Raw genomic sequence first — 17,536 nt, forward strand, 5'->3', positions numbered from 1 at the left:
CGTCGGATCGCTACTACCGTTGTCTTGCACAGGTGCCTAGCGGATGAGTTTCGTGTCTAGAATTTGTCGTAAAGAACTCCGAAAGGTGACCTCGGTCTGCCGTGGCTCGATCGCGGCTGTGTTGGGCGTTTTGTTGCTGTCTCCTGCGATCTGCCCCGCCCAACCCGGTCTGGATGACGCTCCGATTCGCTATCCGCTAACCAAGGGAAACAACCCGGTTACAGATCTGTTTGCCAAAATCGATGCCGGTGAGACGCAGCTGCAGTACGAACCCGGATTTGGCCAACTGCGATCGTTGCTGGATGAATTACAGATACCGATTTCGTCGCAGTCATTGGTCTTTTCCCAAACCAGTTTGCAATCGGCGCGGATTTCTCCCGCCAATCCACGGGCGATCTATTTCAACGACGATGTCTATGTGGGCTGGGTGCGAGGCAGTTCGCTGCTCGAAATTTCGACGGCGGATCCGCTGTTGGGGGCTGCGTTTTACACCGTCCAGATGACACCTCGACGCGCGATCACCCGTCGTGAAAACGGCCGCTGCTTGGCATGTCATGAAACGTACACGCCCGAGGGACAAGTTCCGATCCACACGATCCGCAGTGTGATGACGCGTCCCAGCGGGAAAATTAACTTGTTGCTCGACTCCTATATCACCGGTCATGCCAGTCCCTTGTCGGAGCGATGGGGCGGATGGTACGTCAGCGGATCGTCCGGTGAATCGACGCACTTGGGCAACTCCTTTTTAGAGGGCGACAAATTAGTCCCCCACGGGACTGCGAATCGCGACGACCTGACCGGCGATTTTGAAACGGCCAATTGGCTGACGCCGCACAGCGATATCGTCGCGCTGATGGTGTTGGAGCATCAAACCCAGATGCACAACCGGTTCACGCAAGCCAATTTCGCGGTCCGTCGCGCAATCCACGCGACACAGTCAGCGGAATCCCAACCGGACTCGGCGGAAACCGCCCCAACGCTTGAAACGACGATCAATCAAGCCGCCAAACTGGTGGTGGATTATTTGCTGTTCGTCGACGAAGCGAAATTGGAATCACCGGTCCGCGGGTCAAATTCGTTCGCCATCGATTTCAGTCGCCGTGGTCAACGAGACTCTCAAGGACGATCGCTGCGAGATTTTGATCTCGACCACCAACTGTTCCGCTACCCATGTAGCTATCTAATCAACGGCTCAGCGTTTTCTTCGCTGGAACCAGCCCTGCTGCAACGGGTCTATCAACAATTGCACGCCATTTTGATGGGGCAAAACCAGGCCCCTGAATACGACCATCTGAGCCCCCAATCGCGGGCCGACATCCTGTCGATTTTACGTGAAACGAAAACCGATTTGCCAGATTATTGGAGCCAATCGTGAATCAATCACTCGCCCGCTGTTTTTGTGGACTGGTTTGGTTCGCATCGGGACTGATTCTCGCGGACGAACCGGTGGCCGACCCAAGACTCGATCACATGCAGGAACAAGCCAAGCGGATGCAGATCACGGGCACCGACCCGAATCAAGAATCGGTTCCCGTCACACTGCACCCCGAGCCCTTGCTGCGTTACACCAACCCACTGTACGAAGGTCAGTCCGATGGTGCGTTATTAATGTGGTGCCAGGACAGTACACCGGTGGTGTTAGGGTCCTATTCGATTCGCCACAATCAAATGCTGCATCGAGAGCTGGTTTCGTTTTCTGAAACGCCGATGACTTGCCGGGTCGAGGAACAAGTCGTTTGGGCGCCCAGCCGAAATGGTTTCGCACGCCAAAATTTTCCCGATGCGGCCTCACCGGCGGTGAACCCGCGAATGCGTTTGTTGCAAATGAAACGCATGGCAGATCGGATTTCGGTGACTGACCTGCGACGGTTAACGACACCGCTGTATCGCTATTCATCCGAGCAGCAAGGGGTGATCGACGGAGCCGTGTTTGCGATGGTCAAAGCTAACGATCCCGAGCTGCTCATTTTGATCGAAGCCTATCAATCGGGAGACGATCCAGCGCAATGGCGATTTTCGCTCGCTCGCATGAGTTCTCAACCGATGGAGGTCAAACTCGATGGCACCCAGGTTTGGTCACCGACGTTCTACTGGCGCAACCCACGTGCCCCAACCGATCCCTACGTGGAACAGCGTGATAGTCCGTTGCCGCCTGAATTAAGCGAAGAAGCGCTGAAAACAAATGGCAGTTGACGACGCTCAAGTCAGTCTTGTTCACCCTCTGACAACGTCTCAAGATCAACTTCGCAAACGACAAATGCTTCGCTTGGGCCGTCCGGATTGGCAGTCAATTGTTGGATGCGTTGGCGGTTGATTTCGGCGATCGCTTGAGATGCCTCTTGATCAGTGAGTGCTCCCGAAGTCTTCGCATAGGAAACGCCAACCGCACGCCACGCCAGTGCTTCGATTGGCCGCTGCAATTGCTCCAGCAAATCGACCAGCTCTGCGAGCTGCGTCGAATCCGGGGTCTGAGTTTCCGCAAACGCGCGTCCGATTTTTTGTGTTTGCTCCAGTAACCCGGCCCGCTGTTGGGCCCGCTCGGCGTGATCCGACATTGCCAGCTGTCCAAGTGATTTGCTCAACAAGTGGTACGCGGGGGCTGCGGTCGGATCGAGCAAGACGGTTCGACAGCAACACATGGCGGCCGACCGGTGATCATCCTGCTGTGACCGCAGGGTCGCCATCGCCAGCCAATAGTCCGCCGTGTCTTTGGCCGACTGTGGGACACCAACCGTCCAGCTTTCGAGTTTCCCGAAATCGTCCAGTGCAGCCGCGATACGGCCGCTCGCCGCAACAACATCCGGCTGTTGCGAATTCGCCCGATCGAGTGTCTCAGCAGCAACCTCCCATTGCCCAAGACCCATCTGTTGGCGCGCCTGGCCCAGTGGACCAATCGGATCGCTCCGCTGGGCCGACGCATCGCCTGCAAAGGGCCGATCGATCATCAACAGAGTTCGCAGATTCGATTCCTGAATGACACCGGATCGACACAGAGTGCGAAGGTGCTCGGCGGCGAGCAGTCGGCGACCTTGGCGGAGTAATAGATCCGCCAACATTTGATGCGCGCGACTTGCGTCCGGGACCTGTTGCAACAGCGAGCGATAGCGATCTTCGGCCTGTTGCCACTGGCCTTGGAATGTCAGCCATTCAGCGGTTTGTCCTAGCACCGGCAATCGTGCATCGGGGACCGTCTCGGCAAGGTCATCGAGCAGCTTCACCGCTTCGGCAAATCGATTGCGTTCCGCCAGCACACGCGCCAACAGGAACAGCGTTTGTGGATCCTCGGGTGTTAGAGCGCGAGCTGCGCGAACGAGCTGGAACGCTGTTGCCGAATCGCCCGACTCCAGCGCCTGCAACGCGTCGTCGTGTAGCTGGACCGGATCCGCCACCGCTGATTGACTCTGTTGTTGCGGCGCGATGGGGCTGTCGACGGTTTGCGTATTGACCGTCGGTGTGTCAACTGAGCGTGACGTTGGTGTCTTGCTGGGGCTTTTTTCCGCAGCCATGGGGTGGCGTGGCACGGGCGTCTGCGGCGTTGCAGATGGTTGATTGCAACCGCTGGTTGAACAGGTCACCATCACTATCAACATCAGCACCGCGAACGACGGTTGTTGACGGATGCCACATCCTGCCGCGTGCTCCATTAGATTGCTGGACTCATGCCCAATGGCGGATCGTTGGGACATTGCATGGCGAATTAGAGGATCATTCATTGAGGTTCACGCACACGAATCCAGTGATCATGAAACGGCGTGTGTAGCCCTTCGATTTTGAGCGCCGGCATGTGGCAATCGATGCATCCGGTTTGTGGTGAAACAGGACAGGCAACGTGCGAAGCGGAATCGGGAAGGTGGCATTTGACGCAGTTTTGCTCGTGGTCAGTCGTTGTGGTGGCTTCGATCGATTGATGGGGATTATGACAGGTGGTGCACTTTAATTCTCCATCGGATTGCAAGTAGCACTCGCTCCGCAGCATTCCCACCGGCTGAAACCGAGCCAAGGAAGTCGGATACTCTCGCAATTGTTCTCGCGAGACATCCTTGGGCAACCGATGACAATCACCGCAAAGCTGAATCTCGGACTCGACGTCCCAGTCAACACGCCCCACTGAAAAGGGTGGCGGATCAGGCATTTGACGCGCCTGTTTGACATGCTCACTAGCCGGACCATGGCATTTTTCACAATTGACGTTGGGCACCAAATCCACGATCTGCTGATCGACGATTTCTCCGGTGGTCACATGACAATCGATGCACTTTTCCAACACGAAACCTTGATGCTTGTTGCCAAACATCTCGCCCATGGTTTGTGGTGGATCGTTTCGCTGTCCTGGCGTCTTGTCCAATTCACCGATCGTCCCGAACCAGGACACACGGTGCTCCAATCCAACGGTTCCCTGCGCGGGATCGGGAATCAAAGTCATCAAGGTGAGCGCGTGATGACCGAGCGCGTACTGCAATCGAAAGCTCTGGTCGCCGTACTTTTCGCTCAGACGAACAAACAATCCCTGATCATCGGCGTGATAGGTGTACGTTCCGTAGGGTTCCCCGGCATCAAATGATTTGCCCACAAACTTGCTCACCACCTCGGGATCGTCAGCTCGGCGGAACGTCGTCGCATGACCATGTTGGCTGTGCAATTGATGGTTTTCGGCGTGACACTCCCGACAGACCTCGCGTCCGACGAAATGCGGCTCGGCCGCTGCGGCGAAAATCGGCTGTGCCAGCACCGGCGATTCGTTCCACGCTTCACTCGAGCGCTGGTGATTCGGATCCAGCCATACGCCGGTCGCAATGCCTGTCACGATCAAGATCACGAAAACCGCATTCAACCAGGTACGTTTCAACCTTGATTCCCCGTCAAAAAAATTCACGACCGATCACAATCCGCCAACCCAGCAACGGCTGGCACGGCATGTCCAAAGCATACCACATCGGCATGCGATTCCCCGCACCCAATGACCGCTAATGGGAACGCGGCAAGTGAAATGCCGCCGGTCACAGACCCTCAAAAAAAAACCTCGCCCGCCGGGGGCGAGCGAGGTCAATTCAATCGAATCGAATTCAGTCTTGGCTACTGATTCAATTGTTCTTCGATTGTTTCTTTACCATTTCGGCTACCGAGTGATCCCCACAACCCGTAGGGACTTTTCTTGCCCGGACGGTTGTCGTGAGCAATCACGTGGGCGCGTTGATCACCGGCTTCAACCGAATCGGTCATAAAGATCACCGCACCGTCGCCCATCAGAATGTGAGCACCGCCTTGGTGACGACTGCTGGCCGGCAAACTGCCGACGTTGTCGTACCAGCCGTTCATGCAGCCTTCTGAGTTCGGCGGACGAATCGTGTTGACACAGGTACTCGGAAACGCTGCCCAAGCCCAGTTCATCCCACGCGAGTGGTTTGCGTTGGACGAAATTTGGGGCGGGTTGGTGCAGTTCGCACCGCCGTCACACCAGAACTGAGGTTCTTCGGGATCAATCTGATTGGCATCGACGCATAGCATCGGGTTGACTTCGACCAACCAAGCACCGTTCTCGACGGAGATCGCACTTCGTTTGTCACGGTCACCAAGGTCGCTGACGATTTCTGCCATTGCGATGGTGTTGGACAATCCATCAAGGATGTCACGAAACTTCGTCGCCTTTCGCTTGGAGAAATAGCCACGATCGGTTCCGGCAAAGACCGACGGACGCCAGTCATCGGGTGCCGGGGCCAAGTTACCTTCTTTGGGGCCATGGTCCCAAATCTGGTTGAACGAATCGCCCAGGCAGGCGGCGTAGTTGGTGCGTCCGCGTCCAGGTCGCCCGACACCGGGGTCACTGGGGCAGCGAAGCATTGGGATTTCTGTTGACCAAGGAATGAATTGGTCCGACATGTCGCCGCGGTCAGCGCGGGGGTTGGGGCCCATCGGTGACCAAGCACCGGACGGGGTCGGAGCGGGACCAGTCGGACTTGAAACAGTCGCAACGCCACCGTTGCTGATTTGTTGCCACAGGCCTTGTTGTTCCATAAACGGAGTCAGCCCGACGAGCACACTCAGTTCTTCATGATTGGTCGTGGTGCAACCTTCCCACCAACCGCCTTTGCCAACTCCCAAACCGGTGCCGCCGCAGTTGACCGGATTTTGTTTGTAGGTCGAGTGGTAGTTCTGAAGGGCCAGACCGAGCTGTTTAAAGTTGTTGCTGCAGCTCATTCGCCGGGCCGCTTCGCGGGCCGCTTGGACCGCTGGCAACAATAGCCCGACAAGGATGCCAATAATGGCGATGACGACAAGCAATTCCACAAGTGTGAAACCAGTTGCCGACGACTTACGTCGATTCATGACAAGACTCCAAAAAAGAGACAGAAAAAGAATGACAGCTGCGAACGGGGATCAAAACACCGCAATCGCAGATCAATGCAGTCCGATTTAGACTATCAAACCGGGGGGGGATGCGTCGCTTCAATCTCTCGACGACATCCAAAAAAATGTCAAAATATTGCCAAGAGATCCTCTGCAGAGGGGTTTTTGACCTGTTTGCTCGGATCACAGCGATGGTTTTGCACGGCAGATTACGTTCTAAATCACTTCCGTTTTGAACAGCAAAACTAAGATTTCCCTGAGGTTAACGACGGCCGTTTGCGAAAATCAACTGTCGAAACACGGTTGGATTCGATGCGTTCCCAGGTCACAGCAATGTGAGATAACAGACCGTTAAATACATCTCTGTCGACTCGTGCGAGATGAGTGATGGCGCCAATAAAAAACCTCGCCCGCTTTCGCGGACGAGGTTGGAACGGTCAATCGCAGTTGGACGAGTGCTTACTGGTTCAACTGTGCTTCAATCGTTTCTTTACCATTCCGGCTGCCGAGTGATCCCCACAATCCATAGGGACTTTTCTTGCCCGGACGGTTGTCGTGAGCAATCACGTGGGCATGCTGATCACCGGCTTCAACCGAATCGGTCATGAAGATCACCGCACCGTCGCCCATCAGAATGTGAGCACCGCCTTGGTGACGACTGCTGGCCGGCAGACTGCCGACGTTGTCGAACCAACCGTTCATGCAGGTTTCCGAGTTCGGCGGGCGAATCGTGTTGACCGAGGTACAGGGGAACGCAGCCCAAGCCCAGTTCATCCCACGCGAGTGATTCGCATTGGATGAAATTTGAGGCGGGTTGGTGCAGTTCGCCCCGCCGTCGCACCAGAACTGAGGTTCTTCGGGATCGATCTGATTGCCATCGACGCATAGCATCGGGTTGGTCTCTACCAGCCACGCGCCGTTTTCGACGGAGATCGCACTTCGTTTGTCACGGTCACCGAGGTCGCTGACGATTTCTGCCATCGCGATGGTGTTGGACAATCCATCAAGGATGTCACGGAACTTCGTCACCTTTCGCTTGGAGAAATAGCCACGGTCGGTTCCGGCAAAGACCGACGGACGCCAGTCATCGGGTGCCGGGGCCAAGTTACCTTCTTTGGGCCCATTGTCCCAAATCTGGTTGAACGAATCGCCCAGGCAAGCGGCGTAGTTGGTACGTCCGCGTCCAGGTCGCCCGACACCGGGGTCACTGGGGCAGCGAAGCATTGGGATTTCTGTTGACCAAGGAATGAATTGGTCCGACATGTCGCCGCGGTCAGCGCGGGGGTTGGGGCCCATCGGTGACCAAGCACCGGACGGGGTCGGAGCGGGACCGGTCGGACTGGCAACTGTGGCAACGCCACCGTTGCTGATCTGCTGCCACAGGCCTTGCTGCTCCATAAACGGAGTCAGCCCAACGAGCACACTCAGTTCTTCATGATTGGTCGTGGTGCAACCTTCCCACCAACCGCCTTTGCCAACTCCCAAACCAGTGCCGCCGGCATTGATCGGGTTTTGTTTGTAGGTCGAGTGGTAGTTCTGAAGGGCCAGACCAAGCTGTTTAAAGTTGTTACTGCAACTCATTCGCCGGGCCGCTTCGCGGGCCGCTTGGACCGCTGGCAACAATAGCCCGACAAGGATGCCAATAATGGCGATGACAACAAGCAATTCCACAAGTGTGAAACCATTTGCCGACGACTTGCGTCGATTCATGAATGTGCTCCGCTGGTAATAGAAGAAAACAGGTATAGGGAATTGGTCGCGTTAAAGTTGCCCCAAAATTGCTTCCAAGCTCCGCAATACGGTATCAAAACGTATCTCGAAACTACGCCTGAATTTCACAGATATCGGCCAGGAAGGCACAAAAACTCCCCGTATTGGACCCAGCAGGGGTAGAAAACACCAGTTTTGATGCCGATAGGCACCAAAAAGGGGGTGTTTTCAGCCATCGCCGCCACTGTACGCATGCGCCAAAAAGTGAATAAAACACCACGAACAATCGTTTTCGCCTGCCTGGTCTTAGCAGCGGTCAACGGCTGCCATGATCAGGCTTTAGAGCCCGTTGTTTCGCCCCCGTCAGCAGATGCTGTGGTGGCCTCGAAAGACGATGCGGACAGCCCTGCCAAAGCGATGGAATCCGCGATCGCTGCGGGTGATTGGCAGCGTGCCGACCGCTATAGCAAACGTGTTTTGATGGCCAATCCGGATGACCCTGACGTCGTGACTCGAGTCGCCACCGTGGCCGCATTCTGTGACCGCAAATCAGAGGCGGCCATGATGCTCGTGGAGGCCGCCAAACTCGCTGACTACCAGCCTGCCTCGCGCGTGAATTTTGCGGTCCAGGCACTGATCGAAGTCGGCCAGGTGTACGCCGCGATCGATCTGTTGGAACAGGCACTGGCCGCGCACCCAGACGATGACGCCCAGCGGCGGATTTTGGTTGGATTTCTAACCGAAGTCCAGCGAACCGATCGTGTCAGCGAACATTTGATGCAGCTGATCCAGCACCGAAAATTTGATCTGCCGCTGTTAACGTCAACCACCGAAACCTCGTCGCGCAGATTGTCCGACCAGACATCCCAGCGCTTGTTGGAACGTCATCCAGACGACCGCCGTGTCTTGCTGTCCGATGCGTTCCTGCATCTGTACCGGCGTGATGCCCAATCCGCCGCAGAAATCTTGGCTGACATTCTGAAGCATCATCCAGAATTTGCCCCGGCACACGCGATGTATGGCCAAGCATTGGCGGCAAGCGGGCGTTGGGCGGAATTGGCGAATTGGTCGGCAACCGCGGTGGAGGGCAGTTCTGATTTTGCGGACTATTGGTTGACCCTGGGCGATGCTGCGACAAAAAACGACCAACCGGCCGAAGCGGTGCGCGCCTATTGGGAGGCCACCCGTCGCGATCCCAATTCCACCATTGCCTGGGATCGACTGCGAGTGGCCGTCGACCAGCTGCGCTCCGGCGATTCATCGCTGCACGACTCGGTTGACCAAACGCAACTCTCGCACATCACTGATCGCGTCAATGGGCTGTTGGCCTTTCGCGAAGCGTTCAATGACTTTGCCGGCGATGGACAACAGAGCCAAATGAAGGCGACAAAAATGGCTCAGACGCTAATGGGGCTGGGGCGGCTATGGGAGGCCGAGGCTTGGTCGGCAATCGCAACCACATTGACCAAGGACCCCAGCCCGGAACTCGCCGGGCTACGGCGTGAAATTCTTGGTCGACTCAAGCGTCATCCCGGTTGGGTCGATTGGCAAAACCCCGCTTTGGCGGTCGACCTGTCATTCCTGCCCGAACCAAAACTCAATCCCAACTGGGATCTTAAACGACGCTCGAACATCGTCCCCGCCCTGGCGTCGACCAATCATCTGCGGCTATCCGAACAGAGCGAGCTTTGGGGATTACATGCAATTGGACAGGGCAACACTCCAACCAAAGCGGACCAAATGTTGTTGGTGCGATCGACCGGTGTCGGCGGCGGGGCGATCGATTTTGACCTTGATGGTCGACCCGACTTGGTCGTGATGAATGCCGGCGGCCAGATGCTGGCCCAAGATTCAATGCCCAACGAACTCCTGCGAAATCTAGGCGACCGATTTGTTCGAGTCGTTTCCGCTACGGGAATCGCAGACCGTGGCTATGGGCAAGGCGTTGCGGTTGGGGATTTCAATGAAGACGGATTTCCAGACCTGTTCCTAGCCAACTTGGGCAATAACCGTTTGCTGCGCAACAATGGCGACGGATCCTTCAGCGACTGTACCGACCAGATGCAGGGTGCTGCGGCAAACGCATGGTCAACATCGGGGGCATTTGTCGACATCAACCAAGATGGCATTTCTGATTTGGTTGTCACACACTACTGCCAAGCCGTCGCTGACTTGGCCCGACCTTGCCAAGATGCCAACGGTGTGTCCGAGCAATGCCACCCGCTGACCTTCCCCGCTGATACCGACCAGTTTTTCGTCGGCGACGGATCAGGCGGTCTGTCCGACGTCACCCATGACTGGGCTGAGGACCCCTTGCTTGGTCGCGGATTAGGTGTGGTTGCCGGAACAATCGCAAACGACCAGCTGGGGATCTTCGTCGCCAATGACATGACGCGAAACGCCTACTACTCACGGTCGTCTGGCCCGCAGATGGGATTAACCGAGAGCGCTTCGGCGCGCGGGGTATCAGTCGACGGGCGGACACGGGCACAAGCTTCGATGGGGATCGCCAGCAGTGATTTCGACGGTGACGGCGATCTGGATTTTTATGTCACGGGTTTTGCACGCGAATACAACGTTTACTACGAACAGGTCTCGCCCGGGTTGTGGAAAGACGAAACGGGAACGCTGGGGTTGGTCCAACCAACATTGGAAATGATCGGATTTGGCACCCAAGCGATCGACCTGGAGAACGATGGGATTGATGAAATCATTGTCACCAATGGCCACATCGGCGAATTCTCTTCGCCGGATGCGCCACCCTATGAATTGCCGTTGCAGATCTTTCGCCGCGGCGGCCAAGGATCATTCGAATTGCTGGACGATGATCAATGGGGTGACTATTTCCGCACACCTCATGTCGGCCGCGCCCTGTGGACGACCGATGTCAATCGAGATGGTCGCAACGACGTCATGATCACACACGCCAACGAGCAGATCCGCTTGTTGATCAACGAATCTAAAACGGACCACCACCGAATCGCGTTCCAGTTGGTGGGCGTCAACAGCAGTCGCAGCGCAATCGGCGCAGTGATTCGATTTCAATGCAACGGCCAGCGCCGCACGCTCTGGTCGCTGTCCGGGAATGGCTATTTTTGCAGCAACGAAAACACGCTGCTCGCCGGCCTACGTCAGGCAGACCGGATCACCGATGTCACAGTCCGCTGGCAAGACGGATCAGTGGAACGATTGGATACACTCCCTGCCGATCACCAGTATTTGATCGTCCAGGGCAGTGGCGAAGCATTTCCACTCTTCCAATACGATCGCTAACAAGAAAGCCATTCAACGCAGTGGCCGATCACCACAATCGGTAGGGTTCGGATTGGCCTTCGTTGATCAACCAACGTCGATCGGTGTCAACGCCAGAGAATGTTTGAGTGCCGCCATTGGGCCAGCGCACGGTGATCGCATCAATGACATCGGACTCCCCCAGTCCGAACGCCACCATGGCTTCGTTGTGCGCATAGAACCCGTCACCTGCCAGAACCCATTCGGACAATTCTCGCCCACCGCTGCGCACGGTGACTTTGGCACCAATCGCATCACGTTCGCTGACAGCCCCCACCAATTGAAATTGCACCCAATGGTTTGCCGTCTGCGTTTGGTTGATCAGCAGCGCCGATGTTTCGCCCAGATGCGTCACGACAAAATCCATTTTTCCGTCACGATTGAAATCCAGTCGCGCCAATCCACGACCGAGGTGCTTTTGGCTCCAATAGTTCGATGGATCAATGACATCCAAGGGGGCGAATCGATCGCCTAGATGGGCGAACAACTGCATCGGTTGCTCGAATGATGCTCGAAATGCAAGTGCGTTTTCGACGTGCCCATTGGCAACGACCAAGTCCAATTGGCCATCGTTCTGGTAATCGATTGCTTGCGTCCCAAATCCCAGCACCGCCGCACTTGGTCTGGCCAGTCCAAATTGAACATTGCGGTCTTCGAAGTAGCCCTTGTGATTCAGGTACAGGTTGGCGCTTTCGTGTTGAAAATTGGTGACGTGCAAATCCAGCGTGCCGTTGCGGTCAATGTCACCCGCAGCCACGCCCATCGAGGCAGTCGGCACGCCATCGAATGCAAAAGCACAGCCGCGTAGCAGCGCCGCGTCGACCAGTTCACCAGATACCGTCGACTGAATCCAAAACTGGTTTGGGTAGGTGTCGTTGGCGACAAACAATTCGTTGCCCGGTTGGTCATCAAAGTCGCCCATCACAACCCCCAGCCCAGCACGTGCGGCGCCAGCGGCAGGGCTGATGTTGGTGGCCCGTGCAGCCCCCCGGCCATCGTTGATTATCAATCGATCCATCCCTGGATTGAATTCCGCCGGCATCAGTGAACGTATGACTTGCCCCTGTTCATTCTTAACGGGGCGAACGTCAATTCGCCGGTCATCCAGGTAATTCAATTCGACGATGTCCGGCAATGAGTCGCCGGAGAGATCGCCCATGGCCAGTGACGTCGTCATCACCGTTTTGTCGTCTCGATCATCGATTGAAACCTGACGAAACGTTCCGTCACCTGCATTCAACAACAATCTGTTCTGACCGATGTTGCCAACCAAAATGTCGGCCCAACCATCTTGATTCCAGTCACCCACCGTCACGCCGGTCGAGTAGCGATACTCCTGAGACCCAGAAGCCTGTGACTGGTCCTGTAGCCGGTCGTCGACATTGCGATACAAGACGTTGGTCTGTTGGCCGACAAACGACGGCGGATCAGCTCCGCCCTGAGCGAAATATAAATCCGGATGACCATCCAGGTCATAGTCGACCACGCCCACGGCTCCACCGACCGACTGGTAGACCGAGAAACCAAATTCCAACGGTTCACTGGCAACCTGATATCCGTGCAGCAATCCAATTTGGTTCGCCACGTTGGAAAACTGTGGCGTCACCGGCCGTGGCACTGCCGATGATTTGACGGCTAAACCCGTGAAATCATCCGACGGTGGTGATTCGATGTTGGCCACTGGGAAATCATTGGCATTCATCTCACAGAGACGCGTGGCAGCATCCGGGAATCCGGCACCCTGTTTTGCCAGTTGTTGTAGCTGACCATTCCAACGGCGCATTTGATCGGAGGACGTCTGTTGATAGAAACCGACCAACATCGTCCAAAGCAGGCTTTCCAAGCTACGTTCCATCGATTCAAGCCGCTCGGCCATCTGTGTCATTGCGGCAACGTTTGGCGTGTTCGCCGCAGCAATCTGATTGTTGTCATTGCTAATGTCGCGCAGCAATTGCCAACGATCCGACCAACGCTCGGCCTGGTCGGTGTGCCCCAGTCCCTCCAGTGCCGACCGCAGGCGGACGATCGAGCGAAAATCGGTTGGATCACGATCAACCGCTTGCAACAAAGCACCGATCGCTTGCTCGGGTTGGCGTTTCATGAACAGGTATGCCCCAATCGCCGCCCAGTACTCCGCGTATTGTCGGACCTGGTCATCGGTATTGGCCAACCACCAATGAAATCGCCTATCGTCCTGAGCCTCGGCGGCGGCGCGACCATAGAGTGCAACGATCGATGGTGGTTGCCGACCCCCGGCAATCGATTCCTGTAGCTGATCGACGGCGTCCTGGTAGTTCTGGTCCATGAATGACTTTCGCGCCAGCGCCGATGCACCGATCGGGTAGTAGGGATGGGAGTCGGCCGCATCGACCGGTCCTGGTTGCCCCGGGCCAGGCGGTGCGTCGAACATCGCATCGCTTAGATGAATCAATGCGTGCAGTTCGTCCTGTCGCACATTTCCCTGGCGACAAAGCAGGCGGATGTGATCGGCGGCCTCATGCCGGCGGCCCTGCCGATTTAGCAGGTATGCGAGCTGTCGATGGGCTACCGCTGCCTGCGGCGAATGCTCCAACACCATCCGATAGGATTGCTCGGCTTCGTCGTAGCGTTCCAACTGCAACAACCAGTCGGCCGTTTGTCCCAGCGCCGGCAGCCCGGCTTCGGGATGGTCCGTTGGAATAGAACGCAACAATTCGATCGCATCTGGCAAATCGCCACTGGCCGCAATCACGTTGGCCAAACGAAACACCACTTCGACATCATCTGGGTCCATCAGCAACAATGATTGCAGCTTTGCCGCCGCAGCCGTCCATCGCTCCTCTTGTTGAAGCTGCTCTGCGGCCGTGATTTCCGTCTCTCGGTCCAACTTCACTGGCGGATCGATTGGTTTCGCGGTCGGCGTCGGCACCGCCGGCGGCAGCGCAGTCGACTCGTTTTCCGTCTCGTCGTGGATGCCTTGGCTGCCGCAACCGAGCATGCCGATTGCCAAAAGGACCAGCCCAATGGTGGACGACAACGCAGCCTGCCGCGTCCGAAGCGCAATCTGACCGTTTGCGAAATCGTCCATCGCGATCAACACTCCTGGCCGAACGGCCATACTAAAGACTGGTGGTGCGTCAAAGCCTGAATTTACGGTCGTACCCTAAGTTCACGCTTTGTCGCACCGCCAGGCATCTCGACTAGAAAAGGTTCCGATTGGTTTTCGACAATCAGATATCTGCGGTCACTGTCCAAATTTTCAAATTGCTGCCGGGACCCACTGGGCCAACGGACTTCCACTTGGTCAATCGTTGCTGCCTCGCCGAGTCCAAAACTGATGACCGCTTCATTACGAACCAAGTAGCCGTCGCCGCCGACCATCCATTCAGTCGATCGACGGTCACCGCATTGAATTGTGACAGCGCATCCGATTGCATCTCGCTCGGTTTGCACACCGACCAGAACCAGTTGCAACCAATGATGGTTTGATTTTGTCTGGTTCAGCAACAGGGCCGACCGTTCGCCCAAATGAGTGATCACGATGTCACTGCTGCCATCACGATCAAAATCGAGTCTTGCGAGGCCTCGTCCGAGGTGCGGAGTTTGCCAATAACCCGAGGGATCATCGACGGCAACGGATTCGAATCGGCCACCCAGATTGGCAAACAATTGTGGCAACTGTTCGAAGGGGCCACTCATGGTGTTGTATTTATCGATGTGCCCATTGCTAACCACCAGATCGGGTAGCCCGTCGTTGTCATAGTCGAGGGCTTGGGAACCAAATCCCAGCACGGATCGGCTTGGCACGCCCAACTGGAACTGCATCGCCCGATCGCGAAAGATTGCCCCTTGATTCAGATACAGGCAGACGCTTTCGTTTTGGAAGTTTGCAATGTGCAGATCCAAGCTGCCGTTTTTATCAAAGTCACTCGACGCGATTCCCATGCTGGCTGTTCCGGCGCCGCCCGATGAATACGCTAATCCATGAATCACGGCGTCGTCTGACCAACGCCCCGATTCGGCATCGCGCACCCAAAACTGATTGGCTGATTTGTCGTTGCCAACAAAAACTTCGTTGCCTGGTTTGCCATCCAAGTCGGCGATCACCACACCCAAGCCTTTGTGGGCTGCATCGGTCTGATCACTGATCGGTTGGAAATCCACACCGCCACGACCGTCACCAATTCCGATGCGATCAATCGCGGACGCAAAATCACCAGGGCCAACCGCCTCGGTCACATTGCCGTCGGTGTCACGTGGTGGCAGTTTGGCGATGTCGGGGTCTTGAATGTAGTTGAGCTCAAAAATATCGGGCAGGTGGTCGCCGTCTAGATCTGCGATCGCTATCGACGACGGCATTCGCTGCAGATCCTCACTGCCGGGTAAATCAACGGAGTTGAACGTGCCATCACCGTTGTTGATCCATAAGGTACTCTGTCCGATATTGGCAGCGATCAAATCGGGCAAACCGTCTTGGTTCCAATCGCCGGCGGTGCAACCGATCGTGTAGCGAAACTCTTCGGCCGTCGCGGCAGCGGTGACTTCGCTGAGTCGACCATCAATCGAACGATACAACGGATTGGCTTGTTCACTTACGAAACCATCCGGCCCGGCAGCGCCTTGGGCAAAATACAGATCGGGATTTCCATCGTGGTCATAATCCAATACCGCGACGCCGCCACCGGCCTGATGATACATCGAAAAACCGAATTCCAGATCCTCCGCCGCCGGTTGGAAACGATGCGTCAACCCAACTTGCTCGGCAACGTTACGTAGCGATGCAGCCTGTGCGGCGGCCGCTGACCAAACGGGGTTAGTCGGCTGGCTGGCGGGTAAGGACTCGGCCAATTTCAGTTCGGGAAGCGGGTAGGCGTCCAATTTCATCCCGCACAGCCGCTGCGGGCGACCGGGGAAACCCTGCCCTGCCGCCACCAGTTTCTTTCGCTCTAAATTCCACTTCTCCATCGCATCGGCAGGCAGACTTCGATAGTGAGTCTCCAGCGATTTCCAAAGAATCGCCTCCAGTTTTCGATCGAGAGCAACCAAGTGCGCCGCGAGGTCTTGCATGGCATCGACGTCGGGGCTGGCGGCGGCCGAAATACGATTGTTCGCCAACAGTACTTCGTGAGTGTCTTTCCAACGCTGTTCCCAGACCTCGTAGGGCTGCGATTGATCCATGATCTTTAGCAGGTGCGACAATCGATTGATCGAGATGAAATCGGTCGGGTCGCGATCCAAAGCTTCCAATGCCGTTCGGGCGGCGGCTTGATGCTGTTGTTGACTAGCCAAATAGGCTGTGACGGCTGCCCAGTATTCGGAAAACTGGCGGACCGATTCATCCGTCCGGCCCATCCACCATTGGAAACTCTCGTCGTCTTGGGCTTCTGCGACGGCACGCCCATAAAACGCGACAACAGCCGGTGGCGCATCTCCGTTGGCGATTGTTTCTCGCAGCAGCGCAGCGGCTTCCGCGTAACGTCGCTCGGTAAACAATTGGCGTGCCTTGCCAGAGGCACCGATCGGTTCGTACACGACCGCACTAGGATCGGCTGCGTCCGGTTCACTGACCATGGCATCGCTGAGCACAATCAACGAATGCAATTCATCTTGGCGAACGTTGCCCAGCCGACAGAGCTCTCGAACATGCACCGCCGCTTCGTGTCGCCGGCCTTGACGATTCAACAGCCACGCCAATTGGCGGCGGGCCCGCACCGCATCGGGAACGCGTTCCAAGACACTTAAGAATTTTTGTTCCGCCTGGTCGTAACGACCGAGTTCAAAGCACCAATCGGCGGCTTGGCCCAAAGCGGGGAGTCCCGCTTCTGGGTGATCGATTGGAATCGTATCGAGCAACTCGACCGCTGCGTCCAAGTCGTTCTGGGCGGCGCGCAAATTGGCCAACCGAAAAACCACTTCGACGTCTTCGGGCTCTACGATCAACCGCTCATACAGCAGCTCGGCCGCTGGGCCAATTTGACCTGCATCGACCAATTGATCGACTCGGTCTAGTGACTCTTGCCGTGACACAGACGGCGTGTTCAGCGGTTCGGACGCCACCGCCGGTTCAGCTGTGGATTCGGATTCCGGATCCGCGGCAACGTTTGGTTTGGAGGATGCCCCACATCCGCCAATTAGACATCCGAACCAAACCAACGCCGCGGCAATGGCGGCGCGAGAAAATTGAAACGACATCAAACGGGGCATCCATCGG

The 17,536-nt window shown here is 56.4% G+C and carries 9 protein-coding genes; 3 read left to right on the forward strand and 6 right to left on the reverse strand.

Going from position 1 to position 17,536, the window contains the following annotated elements; translation table 11 throughout:
• Positions 1 to 52: 52 nt before the first annotated feature.
• Together NHH03_RS11090 and NHH03_RS11095 are read left to right on the forward strand one after the other, a co-directional pair.
• Complete coding sequence (locus tag NHH03_RS11090) at positions 53 to 1,375, forward strand: hypothetical protein (RefSeq protein WP_253156031.1); 1,323 nt, start codon at positions 53 to 55, stop codon at positions 1,373 to 1,375.
• Positions 1,372 to 2,193: a hypothetical protein gene (locus NHH03_RS11095; RefSeq protein WP_253156032.1), complete on the forward strand. Its 822-nt coding sequence runs from the start codon at positions 1,372 to 1,374 to the stop codon at positions 2,191 to 2,193. The genes NHH03_RS11090 and NHH03_RS11095 overlap by 4 nt, the downstream gene beginning before the upstream one ends.
• Positions 2,194 to 2,204: 11 nt before the next feature.
• On the opposite strand, the gene NHH03_RS11100 is transcribed toward NHH03_RS11095, so the two are convergent.
• From NHH03_RS11100 to NHH03_RS11115, 4 genes are all read right to left on the reverse strand, one after another.
• A complete protein-coding gene (locus tag NHH03_RS11100) occupies positions 2,205 to 3,686 on the reverse strand; it encodes a tetratricopeptide repeat protein (RefSeq protein WP_253156033.1) in 1,482 nt (493 codons plus the stop codon).
• Positions 3,687 to 3,709: 23 nt separating this feature from the next.
• Complete coding sequence (locus tag NHH03_RS11105; RefSeq protein ID WP_253156034.1) at positions 3,710 to 4,846, reverse strand: multiheme c-type cytochrome; 1,137 nt, start codon at positions 4,844 to 4,846, stop codon at positions 3,710 to 3,712.
• Positions 4,847 to 5,073: 227 nt separating this feature from the next.
• Positions 5,074 to 6,324, reverse strand: a complete 1,251-nt coding sequence (locus tag NHH03_RS11110; RefSeq protein WP_253156035.1) for a DUF1559 domain-containing protein — start codon at positions 6,322 to 6,324, stop codon at positions 5,074 to 5,076.
• A 480-nt stretch (positions 6,325 to 6,804) separates the two neighbouring features.
• On the reverse strand, positions 6,805 to 8,055 hold the full coding sequence (locus tag NHH03_RS11115) for a DUF1559 domain-containing protein (protein WP_253156037.1): 1,251 nt from the start codon (positions 8,053 to 8,055) through the stop codon (positions 6,805 to 6,807).
• A gap of 378 nt (positions 8,056 to 8,433) precedes the next feature.
• Here NHH03_RS11115 and NHH03_RS28155 point away from each other — a divergent pair, with 378 nt between their 5' ends.
• Complete coding sequence (locus tag NHH03_RS28155; RefSeq protein WP_253156039.1) at positions 8,434 to 11,328, forward strand: FG-GAP-like repeat-containing protein; 2,895 nt, start codon at positions 8,434 to 8,436, stop codon at positions 11,326 to 11,328.
• Positions 11,329 to 11,356: 28 nt separating this feature from the next.
• On the opposite strand, the gene NHH03_RS11125 is transcribed toward NHH03_RS28155, so the two are convergent.
• Together NHH03_RS11125 and NHH03_RS11130 are read right to left on the reverse strand one after the other, a co-directional pair.
• Positions 11,357 to 14,443, reverse strand: a complete 3,087-nt coding sequence (locus tag NHH03_RS11125; protein ID WP_253156045.1) for an FG-GAP-like repeat-containing protein — start codon at positions 14,441 to 14,443, stop codon at positions 11,357 to 11,359.
• A 32-nt stretch (positions 14,444 to 14,475) separates the two neighbouring features.
• The gene (locus NHH03_RS11130) at positions 14,476 to 17,517 is read right to left on the reverse strand and encodes an FG-GAP-like repeat-containing protein (protein WP_253156046.1); all 3,042 of its coding nucleotides are present in this window, start codon (positions 17,515 to 17,517) and stop codon (positions 14,476 to 14,478) included.
• Between the last annotated feature and the right edge of the window lie 19 nt (positions 17,518 to 17,536).

It is taken from the genome of Stieleria tagensis (assembly GCF_024129865.1).
In the GTDB taxonomy this organism is placed as follows: Bacteria; Planctomycetota; Planctomycetia; order Pirellulales; family Pirellulaceae; genus Stieleria; species Stieleria tagensis.

Excerpts from the sequence above, each read along its gene's own strand:
- NHH03_RS11115 (WP_253156037.1), bottom strand. The coding sequence starts at position 8,055 with ATGAATCGACGCAAGTCGTCGGCAAATGGTTTCACACTTGTGGAATTG.
- NHH03_RS11130 (WP_253156046.1), bottom strand. The coding sequence starts at position 17,517 with ATGTCGTTTCAATTTTCTCGCGCCGCCATTGCCGCGGCGTTGGTTTGG.
- NHH03_RS11125 (WP_253156045.1), bottom strand. The coding sequence starts at position 14,443 with ATGGCCGTTCGGCCAGGAGTGTTGATCGCGATGGACGATTTCGCAAAC.
- NHH03_RS11100 (WP_253156033.1), bottom strand. The coding sequence starts at position 3,686 with ATGTCCCAACGATCCGCCATTGGGCATGAGTCCAGCAATCTAATGGAG.
- NHH03_RS11110 (WP_253156035.1), bottom strand. The coding sequence starts at position 6,324 with ATGAATCGACGTAAGTCGTCGGCAACTGGTTTCACACTTGTGGAATTG.